The organism is Ensifer sp. ENS08 (genome assembly GCF_014852195.1).
Classification (GTDB): Bacteria; Pseudomonadota; Alphaproteobacteria; order Rhizobiales; family Rhizobiaceae; genus Ensifer; species Ensifer adhaerens.
Genome location: NZ_JACVBF010000001.1, coordinates 680,759 through 694,313, shown reverse-complemented (window position 1 = coordinate 694,313; position 13,555 = coordinate 680,759). Strand labels below are relative to the sequence as shown.

General features: G+C 62.6%; 12 protein-coding genes and 1 tRNA gene. 9 read left to right on the top strand and 4 right to left on the bottom strand.

Features of this window, described 5'->3' with window-relative positions:
- The first annotated feature begins 40 nt into the window (after positions 1–40).
- Positions 41–712, top strand: a complete 672-nt coding sequence (locus tag IB272_RS03250; protein ID WP_060581852.1) for a hypothetical protein — start codon at positions 41–43, stop codon at positions 710–712.
- Positions 713–792: 80 nt separating this feature from the next.
- On the opposite strand, the gene IB272_RS03245 is transcribed toward IB272_RS03250, so the two are convergent.
- Both IB272_RS03245 and IB272_RS03240 read right to left on the bottom strand, forming a co-directional pair.
- Positions 793–868: transfer RNA gene (locus IB272_RS03245), tRNA-Thr, on the bottom strand.
- A 76-nt stretch (positions 869–944) separates the two neighbouring features.
- Entirely contained in the window at positions 945–1,955 is a 1,011-nt protein-coding gene (locus IB272_RS03240) for a nitronate monooxygenase family protein (RefSeq protein WP_060581853.1), read from the bottom strand.
- A gap of 342 nt (positions 1,956–2,297) precedes the next feature.
- Here IB272_RS03240 and IB272_RS03235 point away from each other — a divergent pair, with 342 nt between their 5' ends.
- Complete coding sequence (locus IB272_RS03235) at positions 2,298–3,524, top strand: hypothetical protein (RefSeq protein ID WP_060581854.1); 1,227 nt, start codon at positions 2,298–2,300, stop codon at positions 3,522–3,524.
- An 85-nt stretch (positions 3,525–3,609) separates the two neighbouring features.
- Here the strand turns inward: IB272_RS03235 and ppk2 are convergent, their stop codons facing one another.
- Entirely contained in the window at positions 3,610–4,506 is an 897-nt protein-coding gene (gene ppk2 / locus IB272_RS03230; RefSeq protein ID WP_034797604.1) for a polyphosphate kinase 2, read from the bottom strand.
- A 232-nt stretch (positions 4,507–4,738) separates the two neighbouring features.
- Between ppk2 and phoR the strand changes: the two genes are divergently transcribed.
- The 7 genes from phoR (at position 4,739) to phoB (ending at position 12,611) form a co-directional block, all read left to right on the top strand.
- Positions 4,739–6,004 carry a phosphate regulon sensor histidine kinase PhoR gene (gene phoR / locus IB272_RS03225; protein ID WP_034797603.1) on the top strand — a complete coding sequence of 422 codons (1,266 nt, stop codon included), beginning with the start codon at positions 4,739–4,741 and terminating at the stop codon, positions 6,002–6,004.
- Between the two features lie 195 nt (positions 6,005–6,199).
- On the top strand, positions 6,200–7,234 hold the full coding sequence (locus IB272_RS03220; RefSeq protein ID WP_034797176.1) for a substrate-binding domain-containing protein: 1,035 nt from the start codon (positions 6,200–6,202) through the stop codon (positions 7,232–7,234).
- 94 nt (positions 7,235–7,328) lie between these two features.
- The gene (gene pstC, locus IB272_RS03215; protein ID WP_060581855.1) at positions 7,329–8,813 is read left to right on the top strand and encodes a phosphate ABC transporter permease subunit PstC; all 1,485 of its coding nucleotides are present in this window, start codon (positions 7,329–7,331) and stop codon (positions 8,811–8,813) included.
- Complete coding sequence (gene pstA, locus IB272_RS03210) at positions 8,810–10,132, top strand: phosphate ABC transporter permease PstA (RefSeq protein ID WP_034797174.1); 1,323 nt, start codon at positions 8,810–8,812, stop codon at positions 10,130–10,132. Before pstC ends, pstA begins: the two co-directional genes overlap by 4 nt.
- A gap of 13 nt (positions 10,133–10,145) precedes the next feature.
- Positions 10,146–10,961 carry a phosphate ABC transporter ATP-binding protein PstB gene (pstB, locus tag IB272_RS03205; protein ID WP_034797173.1) on the top strand — a complete coding sequence of 272 codons (816 nt, stop codon included), beginning with the start codon at positions 10,146–10,148 and terminating at the stop codon, positions 10,959–10,961.
- 50 nt (positions 10,962–11,011) lie between these two features.
- A complete protein-coding gene (gene phoU / locus IB272_RS03200; protein WP_089043230.1) occupies positions 11,012–11,725 on the top strand; it encodes a phosphate signaling complex protein PhoU in 714 nt (237 codons plus the stop codon).
- 202 nt (positions 11,726–11,927) lie between these two features.
- Positions 11,928–12,611 carry a phosphate regulon transcriptional regulator PhoB gene (gene phoB, locus IB272_RS03195; protein WP_034797168.1) on the top strand — a complete coding sequence of 228 codons (684 nt, stop codon included), beginning with the start codon at positions 11,928–11,930 and terminating at the stop codon, positions 12,609–12,611.
- 67 nt (positions 12,612–12,678) lie between these two features.
- On the opposite strand, the gene IB272_RS03190 is transcribed toward phoB, so the two are convergent.
- Positions 12,679–13,200: a GcrA family cell cycle regulator gene (locus tag IB272_RS03190; protein ID WP_034797167.1), complete on the bottom strand. Its 522-nt coding sequence runs from the start codon at positions 13,198–13,200 to the stop codon at positions 12,679–12,681.
- Positions 13,201–13,555 lie beyond the last annotated feature (355 nt).

Sequence of the window (13,555 nt, the reverse complement as noted above, 5' to 3'; positions counted from 1 at the left end):
TGTCCGATAGAGCCAATTGCCATGTGACGGATCGGACTTCATGCACATCTCCAGACTAATTCTGCCGGCATCGGACGTCGCCAAAAGTGCTGCCTTCTTTCGCGACGTCCTCGAACTGCCGACGGCCGGGAACTCCATCCAGGTGGGGCGGAGCGAAATTCAGCTGATCCCGGCGGCTGAGGGAGCGCCGCACGGCGTGCACCTGGCCTTCAACATCCCCTTTGCGCGTTTTGACATGGCCGTCGCTTGGTTGGAGGGGCGGACATTGCTCCAAAAGGAGCCGGGTGGAGAAGCGTGCTTTGCCCTTGAAGGAGATTGGCAATCAAGGTCGATCTACTTCGACGGCCCCGACAATGCCGTGCTCGAATTGATCGGCCGCCGCAGGCTGATCCATCCCGCGGACAAGCGACCGTTCAGCGGCGCTGACCTGTCCTGCCTGAGCGAGGTCGGCGTTCCCTCCGATGATGTCGAGGGCATGGTGGCCGAGGCGGCCTGGACGTTCGGTGTCGGAACGGTCGGGCCAGCCTCGTCCAGCTTTGCCGCGATCGGCAATGATGAAGGCATGCTAATTGCCGTCGACCCGAACCGGCCGTGGTTTCCGCAAAAGCGTCAACGACCGGGTGCCAATGGACTGGAGATTTGGGTGACCGACGTGAAGTCACCTGGAACCGTGTCTGATGCCAAGCACGGCTGGAAAGTCCGAGCGAGATAGGGCAATCTCGGCGATCGTTTGTCCGACGACAGAGTGGTACTTTCGCCGTTGGCGATCGTGCTTTTCTTTTCAAGGAGGAATGGTGCCGCTTACGTGACTCGAACACGTGACCCCATCATTACGAATGATGTGCTCTACCGACTGAGCTAAAGCGGCCCGGAGGCAGTTCCGCGGAAGCCCGCGGAACGAATGTGAGGCGCTGATAAACGCAAAGCGCCGAGATTTCAAGCCATCAGTTGCGAGAACTTGAAAATTCCTTGTTGGCTGTCGCTGCGGCTGCGGAGTGCAGGCCGAGGCGGGTGCGCGCTGCATCGTATTCGCGCTCGAGCCGGTCGACCATGCGGGCGACGGATGTCACTTCCTTGACCGCGCCGATGCCTTGGCCGCATCCCCAGATGTCCTTCCAGGCCTTGGCGCCGTCGGTCGCAGCGCCGAAATCCATTTTCGACGGGTCGGCTTCGGGCAGATTGTCCGGATCCATGCCGGCGGCCGAGATCGAGGGCTTCAGGTAGTTGCCGTGGATGCCGGTGAAATAATTGGAGTAGACGATGTCTGCGGCGTTGCTGTCGACGATCATCTGCTTGTAGGCGTCGCTGGCGCGCGCCTCTTCCGTCGCGATGAAGGGCGAGCCGATATAGGCCATGTCGGCGCCCATCGCCTGGGCCGCCAGAATGGCCCCGCCGGTGGCGATCGCGCCCGAGAGAAGCAGCGGCCCGTCGAACCAGGAGCGGATTTCCTGGACAAGCGCAAACGGGGAAAGCGTGCCAGCATGGCCGCCGGCGCCGGCGGCCACCGCGATCAGGCCGTCGGCGCCCTTGCGGATCGCCGAATTGGCGTGACGGTTGTTGATGACGTCGTGAAGCACGATGCCGCCATAGGAATGGATGGCGGCATTAACCTCGGGCACGGCGCCGAGCGAGGAGATGACGACCGGCACCTTATATTTGATGCAGAGCATCAGGTCCTGCTCAAGCCGCGCATTGGATTTGTGCACGATCTGGTTGACGGCAAAGGGGGCGGCCCGCCGGCCGGGATTCTTGGCGTCGTGGTCGGCAAGCGTCTCGGTGATCTCGGCCAGCCATTCGTCGAGCTGCGATTGCGGGCGAGCGTTCAGCGCCGGGAAGGCGCCGATCACGCCAGCCTTGCACTGCGCGATCGTCAGCTTCGGGTTGGAGATGATGAACAGGGGGGCGCCGACAACCGGCAGTCTCGTCGTTCCGGAAAGAATTGGCGGAAGCGGCATCGGTTTCTCCATCCCTCGGTAAGGCGCGCCAAATTTTTGACGTTTGCGTAAACGTCAAAATAGATAGCAGCAAGTTTGCCGCTTGCAAAGGGCGGTTTGGCCGCGATGTCGCCGCCTCTTTTTTCGCACAGGCGCCGTGAAGGAAAGCGTTTTCCCCGGCCTTGGCCGGTCGCGCCCGTCGCCGGACTTGCGGATTCTGGCAGCAGCGGTTACGCAATTGTTAACAAAACCAACGGCGTGCCTCCAGATTTAACCCTTATGCCCTTGCGGTTGGATCGAGAGCGGTGGTCAACCGCGGCGCGCCGGCAGGTCCAAAGCCCTGCCTACACAGAAGGACTTGATGTGAGCGGACTTGAGACTGCAATCAGAAATGCCCTTGAGCGCTCCGATCGCGCCAATGCGGAAACGCGGGCGCGCATTTATCAATCTGCCCGTCAGGCGCTCGAAACCGGGTTGCAGAAACAGGGGATCGAGGACGGCAACGTCATCGCCCAGCAGCGCCATCGGCTCGAAGCCGTCATCCATGCGATCGAAACGGAAGAGAGAGCGGCACTGAGGACGCGACAACCGGCACCTCCGGTGGTCAGCCTCGACGATGCCGCGCGGGCGCGCGGGCCGGCACAGCCACGGGTCGAGCCGCAAGTCCGGTCACCGACGCAGGCCCAACCCCAACCTCAAGCCCAGACTCCGCCCCAGAGCCAGCCACAGGCCCCGGCGGCCGGTCGTCGGGAACCCGGTTTTGCCGGCGACGCGCCGCGCCAGGCGGCGAGCGATGGCGGTCTCGGTGGTCTGCGTGCCGATCGCGACGGTCCGGTGGTATCGACGCGTGCAGCCGCCGAGAGCGCGGGAGATGCTGGCGAAACTGCGAGCATCGCGCCCACGGTCCGCGGAGATACGCGCAAACGCCGGCGCAAGCGCAGCCGCTTTCTGTCCTTCACCATGGTCGTCGTCACGCTTGCCGCCGCAGCAGGGGCCGCGGCCTGGTGGGTGCAGACCAATGACCTGCTGAAATCTGCCGCCGAGCGCGACACGAATGTTGCCAATCCCCCGGCATCGGTTGCGTCGGAAGACTTCGATGGCGCGGCGGGATTGCGGACGCTCGGCGCGCAGCAGGGCTTTACCGGCGATTGGGTCGAGGTCTTCACGCCCAAGGAAACCGGCGCGATCGCGCCCGGAGCGCAGGCAAAGGTCGAGCCGGTGGACGACGAAGGCGGGCGACGCGTGCAGCTGACATCGGCGGTCGCCGACGCGGAAGGGGATATCACCATCGAAATCCCGGCCTCGGTCCTGGCGGAACTCTCCGGCAAGACGTCGACGCTGGCGTTGACCGTGCAGGCCGAGCCCGGCAAGACCACGGAGTTCGCGGTCGAGTGCAATTTCTCCTCGCTCGGCGAATGTGGGCGCCATCGCTTTACCGTGCATGACGAGCGGCTCGACATGCTTTTCAAGATCACCTTCGACCGTAGCCTGGCGCCGAGCTCGCCGGGCCAGATCGTGATCAACAGCGATATCAGCGGTGAGGGCAAGAGCCTCAGCCTCTACGCCATCCGCGTCCTGCCGGGGCAATAAGCCCGGTCGCCAAGGCTTTCCGAGGTGGGGCGGCGGGAAAACCTGCCGCCCCCATCGGCGTCATCGGTTTTGACAGGGCCGGCGTCTATTTCAGGAAACCGGGGCCGGATCCGATGATCTTGTCATCGACCTCGCCGATCGCGCCCTTATCCTTGCCCTCGTAATCGAGCGAGGAAAGGATGTGGCGGATCAGGTTGAGGCGGGCTCGCCGCTTGTCGTTGCCGCGTACCACCGTCCAGGGTGCATGATCCGTGTGGGTCTCCTTCAGCATCTCGTCGCGCTTGGCGGTATAATCGTCCCATTTGTTGAGCGCCGCGATGTCCATCGGCGACAGCTTCCAGATCTTCAGTGGGTCGTGGCGGCGATCGTGGAAGCGTTTCAGCTGCATCTCGCGGCCGATGTTGATCCAGAATTTGAAGAACTGGATGCCCTCATGCACGATCATCTTCTCGAAGCGGGGAGCCTGCTTCAGGAACTGCTTGTGCTCTTCGGGCGTGCAGAAGCCCATGACCGGTTCGACGCCGGCGCGGTTGTACCAGGAGCGGTCGAACAGCACGAATTCGCCGGCCGTCGGCATGGTCGCGACATAACGTTGGAAATACCATTGCCCGCGTTCGGTTTCGGTCGGTTTGGTCAGAGCGACGACACGCGCCCAGCGAGGGTTGAGGTTGTCCATAGTCGCATGGATCGCACCGCCCTTGCCGGCGGCGTCCCGGCCCTCGAACAACGCCATCATGCGCTTGCCGGTCTTCTGCTGCCAGAGCTGAACCTTGACCAGTTCGACCTGCAGCTTTTCCAGCGTTTCGAGATATTCGTCGTCGTCGAGCTTCTTCTTGTAGGGGTAGTCGTCGGAGGAAAATGCCGCGTCGTCGATCCACTTCGGCAACTCGGGATTGTCGATGTCGAAAACGCGACTCTTGCCGCCGATTTCGAGTTCCACCGCGCGGTTCTCCGCCTTGTCCGCCGTATCCGTCGCTGCCATCGGTTCGCCCTTTCGGCTTGGCGCACGGGCCCGAAAACCGGCTTCGATCATCGGAAGGATCATGCGCGTTTTCAAACTTTCGGGCCTGCGCCTGTCATCGGATATACAAGGCGCTCGCGACCCGATTTCGTTGGAGGAGGCCATAATTGCGTTGCGGATTCAAGCCGGTCGTGAAAATCATGTCATGAAGGATCGCTATTCCTCGACCATTTTGGTCCGGGAGGAAAAGAAAGTGATTCATGAGGATGTCGAGGTGGACGGTTCGAAGGCGTTCTGGCGGAACCTGGTTCCGCGGCTGAAAGCAGAGCGCTGGCTGCTGGGGCTCACCGTGCTCCTGGCGATCCTTGCGACCGTCGCGGGTATTCATTTCCTCATTGTCCTGCCCTTCTGGATCGTTCTCGTCGCCGCGTTGCTCAACCGTAGCGCGCCAACCTCGGTTATTCTGAGCCCGGCCAAGGCGGTGGTCGCTGCCGGCCCGGCGAGCGACCCGCTGGTGCCCGCGCTGAACGCGCTCGACATGCCGGTTCTGGTGATTGCCGCCGACGAGACGGTGGTGTTCCAGAACATCGCTGCCGAGAAGGCCTTTGGCACCATCCCGCCAAACACCTATCTTGCAGCAAGGGTGCGTTCGCCCGGCATCCTCGACATGGTCCGCGAGACGATGGCGACCGGCAAGGCGAACCAGATCGAGCATAACGAGCAGTTGCCGTCCGACGCCGTTTATGTGGTGCGGGTCGCTCCGGCTGAAATTCCGGGCGACGGGCCGGTCAAGCGGATCTTCCTGTTGACCTATCGCGACATCTCTCAGGCGCGCCGCATCGACCGCATGCGCTCGGACTTCGTCGCCAATGCCAGCCACGAGCTGCGCACGCCGCTAGCCTCCTTGCGCGGCTTCATCGAGACGCTCCAGGGTCCGGCGCGCAACGATCTGAAGGCGCAGGAAAAGTTCTTCGGCATCATGCACGAGCAGGCGACGCGCATGAGCCGGCTTGTCGACGATCTGCTGTCGCTGTCGCGGCTGGAGTTGCGCTCGCATATCGCCCCCGATGACCCCGTCGATCTGGCGCCGCTGCTCGGGCATGTCCGCGACAGCCTGCTGCCGCTGGCGAAGGATCTGGATGTCACCGTCTCGCTCGTGGTGCCGGACAAGCCCGTGGTCGTCCGCGGCGAACGCGACGAACTCATCGAGGTCTTCGAGAACCTGATCGAGAATGCGTGCAAGTACGGCCAGGAAGGCAAGAAGGTGGACGTAATCCTGCATGGCGGCGAGGGAGGCGAGGCCGAAGTCGTCGTGAAGGACTATGGCCCGGGCATTCCGGCCGAGCATGTGCCGCGCATCACCGAGCGGTTTTACCGGGTCAATGTCGAGGCCAGCCGCTCGAAGAAGGGCACCGGCCTGGGCCTTGCCATCGCCAAGCACATTCTCACGCGGCATCGTGCCCGGCTCCTCATCCATTCAGAGGTCGGCAAAGGCACGACCTTTACGGTCCGCTTCTGACATATTGGCGCGGGAAAACCCGGGGGTGTTCATTTTTCATTAGCATTTTCAATAACATGAGCTGTCATAAATGTTTCGTCGAACTGACATAAAAGGTGTGGCCATCGGCAGCTAGTTAGGGGCAGCCGATAAGACGGCGAAGAGCGCTGCAACGCTTGGCGCACACCAACACAAGCCCATTCCGGGAGAACTTTTATGAAAGCTCTTAAACTCACTGTCGCGGCGCTGGTCGCTTCGGCCGCATTTGCCGGCGCAGCCGCCGCTCGCGATCAGGTTCAGGTCGCTGGCTCCTCGACCGTTCTTCCCTACGCCAAAATCGTCGCCGAGACGTTCGGCGAGACGTTCCCCGACTTCAAGACCCCGGTGGTCGAATCCGGCGGCTCCTCCGCTGGCCTGAAGGAATTCTGCAAGGGCGTCGGCCCTGATACCATCGACATCGCCAACTCCTCGCGCAAGATCAAGGACAGCGAAGTCGAGGCCTGCAAGGCCGCTGGCGTCACCGAAATCCAGGAAGTGAAGATCGGTTATGACGGCATCGTCTTTGCGACCGACGCCGGCAATGCCGACCTCGCCCTGAAGCCGGAAGACCTCTACAAGGCGCTCGCTGCTGAAGTCGTCGTCGACGGCAAGATCGTCGCCAACCCCTACAAGAAGTGGTCCGAAGTCAACGCCGCCCTGCCGGCCGTCGAAATCGCCGCTTACATCCCGGGCGAAAAGCACGGCACCCGCGAAGTCTTCGAAGAGAAGATCCTCGCTGCAGGCTGCAAGAACGCTGGCGCCGTTGACGTGATCAAGGCTGCCGTTGCCGATGAAAAGCAGCAGCACAGCAAGTGCGTCGCAGTCCGCAAGGACGGCCTGGCTGTCGACATCGACGGCGACTACACCGAAACGCTCGCCCGTATCGCTGCCAACAAGAACGGCATCGGCGTGTTCGGCCTGTCCTTCTACGAAAACAACGCCGACAAGCTGAAGGTCGCGACCGTCAACGGCATCGTACCGTCGACCGAAACGATCGCTTCCGGCGAGTACCCGGTTTCTCGCCCGCTGTACTTCTACGTCAAGAAGGCACATCTCGGCGTTATCCCGGGCCTCAAGGAATATGTTGAGTTCTTCCTCGACGACCAGATGATCGGCCCGGAAAGCCCGCTCGCCGAATACGGCCTCGTTGCCGCTCCGGACGCTGAGCGCGAAGAAATCCGCAAGGCTTTCTCTGCCGGCAACATGCTCTGATAATGACAAGCCCCGGCGCGATGTCTTCGCGCCGGGGCATGCCTTCATTCGATTTGCCGGCACCCATGACGGGCGATGCCGGGGAGACGTGCGGATGAGTACTTCGCTCCTTCTTTTGCTCATTATTGTTATTGGTTTCATTGCTTATTTTGCAGGCCGCGCCCGTTCGCTGGCGCAGTCCGGCGGCAAGCTCTCCAACCTGCATTCACTGCCGGGCTATCACGGTAGCTACGTCGCCATCTGGGCGATGCTTCCGGCCGCACTCGTTCTCGGCACCTGGCTGTTCGCCGCTCCCGTGTATATCGACGGAAGCACGCGCGCGGCCTTGCCGGATACCGTCCAGAGCCAGGGCCCTGCCGCCGTGCAGCTCGCGCTCGGTCAGGTCAAATCCGTTGCCGGTGGCCTTCTGCGCCTGAGCGGCGAGGAACTCGCAGCCCTTGAGAGCGGCTCCGCCAATCTTCGCGCGACGCTCGCGTCCAAGGGCGTTGCCCTTGCTGGCGAAGGCGATCCCTACATGGTCACCGTCGCCAAGCACTTCAACGCGATGACCGCGACCAACCGCTGGCTGATGACGGTCGCCGTTCTGCTGATCGCGATTGCCGGCGGCCTCTACGCCATCCGCAACGTCGCGACCCGCTTCCGCGCCCGCAACCAGGTCGAGCGGGTCATTCTCGGCTCACTGATCGTCGCGTCCTCCATCGCCATCCTGACGACGGTCGGCATCGTCGCCTCGATGCTGTCGGAAGCCGGACGCTTCTTCACCATGGTCTCGCCGTTCGAGTTCTTCTTCGGCACGGTCTGGGATCCGCGGTTTGCCGCTGCTGGCAGCGGCGGCGCTTCGGGCCAGTTCGGCCTCATCCCGCTTCTTGCCGGCACGCTCTACATCGCCTTCGTCGCCATGCTGTTTGCGGTGCCGATCGGCCTCTTCGCGGCGATCTACATGGCGGAATATGCAAGCCCGCGCCTGCGTTCGACCGCAAAGCCGCTGCTCGAAGTGCTCGCCGGCATCCCGACCATCGTCTACGGTTTCTTTGCGCTGGTGACCGTTGGCCCGTTCCTGCGTGACATCTCCGCCCAGATGAACGGTCTCATGACCGGCAACTACCAGAACTTCATCCAGGCACAGAGCGTTCTGACGGCGGGCATCGTCATGGGCATCATGCTGATCCCATTCGTGTCGTCGCTGTCGGACGACATCATCACCCAGGTGCCGCGGGCACTTCGTGACGGCTCGCTCGGCCTTGGCGCCACCCGCTCGGAGACGGTCAAGAAGGTCATCCTTCCGGCAGCCCTCCCGGGCATCGTCGGCGCGCTGCTGCTCACCGCCTCGCGCGCCGTCGGCGAGACCATGATCGTGGTGCTGGCAGCTGGTGTGGCGGCCCGCATGCAGATCAATCCCTTCGAGCCGATGACGACGGTGACCGTTAAGATCGTCAACCAGCTGACAGGTGACCTCGAGTTCACCTCGCCGCAGACGTTGGTGGCCTTCGCACTGGGCATCACGCTCTTCGTCATCACGCTCGGCCTCAACATTTACGCGCTCTACATCGTGCGCAAATACCGGGAACAGTACGAATGACCGACATCGCTTCCCCGACCGTCCGGATCTCCGCCCGTCCCGCATCCGCCAAGCGCGATATCGGCATCAAGCGTCGCTATGCTGCCGAACGCCGGTTCCGCTTCTACGGCATGGCCGCGATCAGCACCGGTCTCTTCTTCCTGGCATTGCTGCTGTGGACCGTCTTTTCCAACGGCTACACCGCATTCCAGCAGACGACGATTACGCTGCCGATCGAATTCACCGAAAAGGTCATCGACCCCAAAGGCGAACGCGCGACCGACGGCAAGGTGCTGATGACCGCCAACTATCCGCTGTTGGTGCGCGACGCGCTCGTCAAGCAGCTCGGCATCGACGCCACCAAGCGGCCGCAGGTCAAGCAGGCGACCGACATGGTTTCCGCGAGCTCCCGCACGCTATTGCGCGACATGGTCGCCGCCGACCCGTCGATCATCGGCAAGACGGTTCCTGTCACGCTGCTGGCCGAGGCCAACATCGACTCCGCCTTCAAGGGCCAGATCGATCTCTCGGTCGATGAGGGCAAGCGCAAGGTCAAGGACCAGCAGGTCACCTGGATGAACGAGCTGGCGAGCGCCGGCATCCTGAAGAAGAGCTTCAACACCGGCATCTTCACCTTCGGCGCCTCCAGCCGTCCCGAAGCGGCAGGCGTCGGCGTCGCTGCCCTCGGCTCGCTCTACATGATGCTGATCGTGCTGGTGCTGTCGCTTCCGATCGGCGTCGCCGCCTCGATCTACCTCGAGGAGTTTGCGCCGAAGAACCGGCTGACCGACCTGATCGAGGTCAACATCAACAACCTCGCGGCCGTTCCGTCGATCGTCTACGGCCTCCTGGGTCTCGCCGTCTTCATCAACTTCGCCGGCATGCCGCGCTCGGCAGCCGTCGTCGGCGGCTTCGTGCTGACGTTGATGACCCTGCCGACGATCATCATCGCCACCCGTGCGGCGTTGAAGGCGGTCCCGCCGTCGATCCGCTCGGCGGCCCTCGGTCTCGGTGCGTCGAAGATGCAGACCATCTTCCACCACGTGCTGCCGCTGGCAATGCCGGGCATCCTGACCGGCACCATCATCGGTCTTGCCCACGCGCTTGGTGAAACCGCGCCGCTGCTCCTGATCGGCATGGTCGCCTTCGTCGTCGATTTTCCCGGTTCGCCGATGGAACCGTCGACGGCACTGCCGGTGCAGATCTACATGTGGGCCAACGAGGCGGAACGCGCCTTCGTCGAGCGCACCTCCGGCGCAATCATCATTCTTCTCATCTTCCTGGTCGTCATGAACCTTGGAGCCATTCTGTTGCGACGTCGCTTTGAGCGCCGCTGGTAGTGAGGTAATTACTATGAACATCATGTCAGAAGCAGCAGTCGAGAAGGCTCTGGATCAGAAAATGAACACCGTGCCCTACAAGATGATCGGCAAGGATGTGTCGGTCTATTACGGCGAGAAGCGTGCGCTTTTCGACGTCAACCTCAACATCCGCGAGAACACGGTCACGGCGCTGATCGGACCTTCGGGTTGCGGCAAGTCGACCTTCCTGCGCACGCTGAACCGCATGAACGACACGATCGAGAACTGCCGCGTCACCGGCAAGATCACGCTCGACGAGGACGACATCTACGACCCGACGATCGACGTCGTCGAGCTTCGCGCCCGCGTCGGCATGGTCTTCCAGAAGCCGAACCCGTTCCCGAAGTCGATCTACGACAACGTCGCCTACGGCCCGCGGATTCACGGACTTGCCCGCACCAAGGCCGACTTTGACGAGGTGGTCGAGACCAGCCTGCAGAAGGCCGGTCTGTGGAACGAGGTAAAGGATCGTCTGCAGGAGCCCGGCACCGGCCTTTCCGGTGGTCAGCAGCAGCGTCTCTGCATCGCGCGTGCCGTCGCCGTCAGCCCGGAAGTCATCCTCATGGACGAGCCGTGCTCGGCTCTCGATCCGATCGCGACCGCCAAGGTCGAAGAGCTCATCCACGAGCTGCGCACGAACTTCACGATCGTCATCGTGACCCACTCGATGCAGCAGGCCGCCCGCGTTTCGCAGCGCACCGCCATGTTCCACCTCGGCAATCTCGTCGAGGAGAACGACACCGACAAGATGTTCACCAATCCGGATGACCAGCGCACCCAGGATTACATCATGGGCCGCTTCGGCTGAGGCCGCATAAGGCTGCAACAGTAACTGCAAAGCGCCCGTAAGGATCGACGATCATGTCCATGCATATCATGTCCGCCTATGACGAAGAACTGAAGTACCTGACGCGCCGCATCTCGGAGATGGGCGGCCTCGCCGAACAGATGGTCGCCGAGTCCGTTCGCGCGCTGGTCAACTCCGACCTGGCTCTCGCACAGAAGGTGATCTCGGACGACACCGTCCTCGACGACGCCGAGCGCCAGATCGGTGAGAAGGCGATCGTCACGATCGCCAAGCGTCAGCCGGTCGCCGCCGACCTGCGTGAGATCATGGGGTCGATCCGCATCGCCTCCGATCTGGAGCGCGTCGGCGACCTCGGCAAGAACACCGCCAAGCGCGTGATCGCGGTCGCCGGCTCCGGCATTCCGCGCAAGCTCGCCCGTGGCCTCGAGCATCTGGCAGAGCTCGCTCTCGTCCAGCTCAAGGAAGTGCTCGACGTCTACGCCTCGCGCTCGCCGGAAAAGGCCAACAGCATCCGCGAGCGTGACGAGGAGATCGACGCGATCTACACCTCGCTGTTCCGCGAGCTCTTGACCTACATGATGGAAGATCCGCGCAACATCACGCCCTGCACGCATCTTCTGTTCTGCGCCAAGAACATCGAGCGCATCGGCGACCACGCGACCAATATCGCTGAGACGATCTATTACATGGCGACGGGTGCTCAGCCGGAAGGCGAGCGTCCGAAGGATGACACCACGTCGACGCTGGGCTCGGTCAACGACTGAGCGCCAAGCGCGCCGTAAGCATGCATGCCCCTTGAAATCTGATCCGGTCGCGGCTTCGGTCGCGGCCCCGAATTCCTGTATCTGAAGCATGCGGTTTTCGCCCCGCCTTTGAAAACGGCGGATGTGCTCCAGATTTAGAGTGTCTGAGCGCCGGCCGGGCCGATGAGCCCAAAGGCCGCCCGCGGTAAGGAGACGTTACCTGATGTTGCCAAAAATCGCCGTAGTCGAAGACGAAGAGGCGCTGAGCGTTCTGCTGCGTTACAATCTGGAAGCCGAGGGCTTCGACGTCGATACGATCCTGCGGGGCGACGAGGCGGAGATCCGGCTTCAGGAGCGGCTGCCCGACCTGCTTATCCTCGACTGGATGCTGCCCGGTGTTTCCGGCATTGAACTTTGCCGTCGGCTGCGCCAGCGTCCGGAGACCGAACGTCTGCCGATCATCATGCTGACGGCGCGCGGCGAGGAAAGCGAGCGCGTCCGGGGTCTGGCGACGGGTGCCGACGACTACGTGGTCAAGCCCTTCTCGACGCCGGAGCTGATGGCGCGCGTCAAGGCGATGCTGCGCCGGGCAAAGCCCGAGGTGCTCTCGACGCTGCTTCGCTGCGGCGACATCGAACTCGACCGCGAGACCCACCGCGTTCATCGCCGCAGCCGCGAAGTGCGCCTCGGCCCGACCGAGTTCCGTCTTCTGGAGTTCCTCATGTCCTCGCCGGGCCGCGTCTTCTCTCGCTCGCAGCTTCTGGATGGCGTCTGGGGGCATGACATCTATGTCGACGAGCGCACCGTCGACGTGCATGTCGGTCGTCTGCGCAAGGCTCTGAACTTCTCGAACATGCCCGACGTCATCCGCACCGTTCGCGGCGCCGGCTATTCGCTCGAAAGCTGAGCGGTCTGAAAGTCGCCAACAAAAAAAGGGGCCGATCGGCCCCTTTTTATTGATGCGGTCCGGCTTCTCAGCGGGCCCTGCGGCGCTCGCCCGACGGCTGGTAGGCCAGCCGCGCATGGAAGGTGCAGTAAGGCGAGGCTTCCGGGGAATCGTTGCCGCAGAAGTGAAACTCTTCCTTCAGCGGGTCGCCGATCGGCCACTTGCAGGTGCGCTCGGTGAGCTGGGTCAGCTCGAGGCGGCGCGACATCGGCACGACTACGTCGGTCCGGGTGCTGAAATCCTGCTCGGCAACGAGATCGACTTCGATTTCTTCCTTGAGAACGACAGCGCCGGCCGCGCGTGCAACCGGGCGGGTCGAAACGCGCGAAGCGTAGTTCGGTGCGCGCGGTGCCGAAGTCGGGCGCTTCGGACGGGCTGCCGTCGTGGTGCTGCCGCCGGCCTTGGCGCGACCTGGCAGGCTCAGGCGGTGAACCTTGCCGATGACAGCGTTACGGCTGACGCCGCCGAGCTGCGCCGCGATCTGGCTTGCGCTCAGGCCCTCGGACCAAAGCTTCTTCAGTTTCTCCACCCGCTCGTCAGTCCAGTTCATTTCTGCACTCTCCGTTCTCAGCGTTGGGGATGGCAGAATCCCTCACCGCACCCCGGTTAAACCCCGGGGTTGCAAACGCGATAACTCTTTTGGTGACTAGGTCCGCCGCATGCGTCTAGTAATTGAATGTTAACGTACTGACCGCTGGACTCTGTGGCAAGAGTCCCGGGAATCAGGCCGAATCGATTTCGTAGTTTTCCCCAACTTGCTCGGCCAGCGTTGCATTTTTGCAAGCCCTCCCGGACGATTTTTCTGCTGCCAGGAATCGACCCTTCATGTTGCGCTGCAAGGCTTGGTTTTGTTGACATTGCAGCGCGAAATGGGAATAGTGCCTGCGCCGCCGAAAGGCGGCATT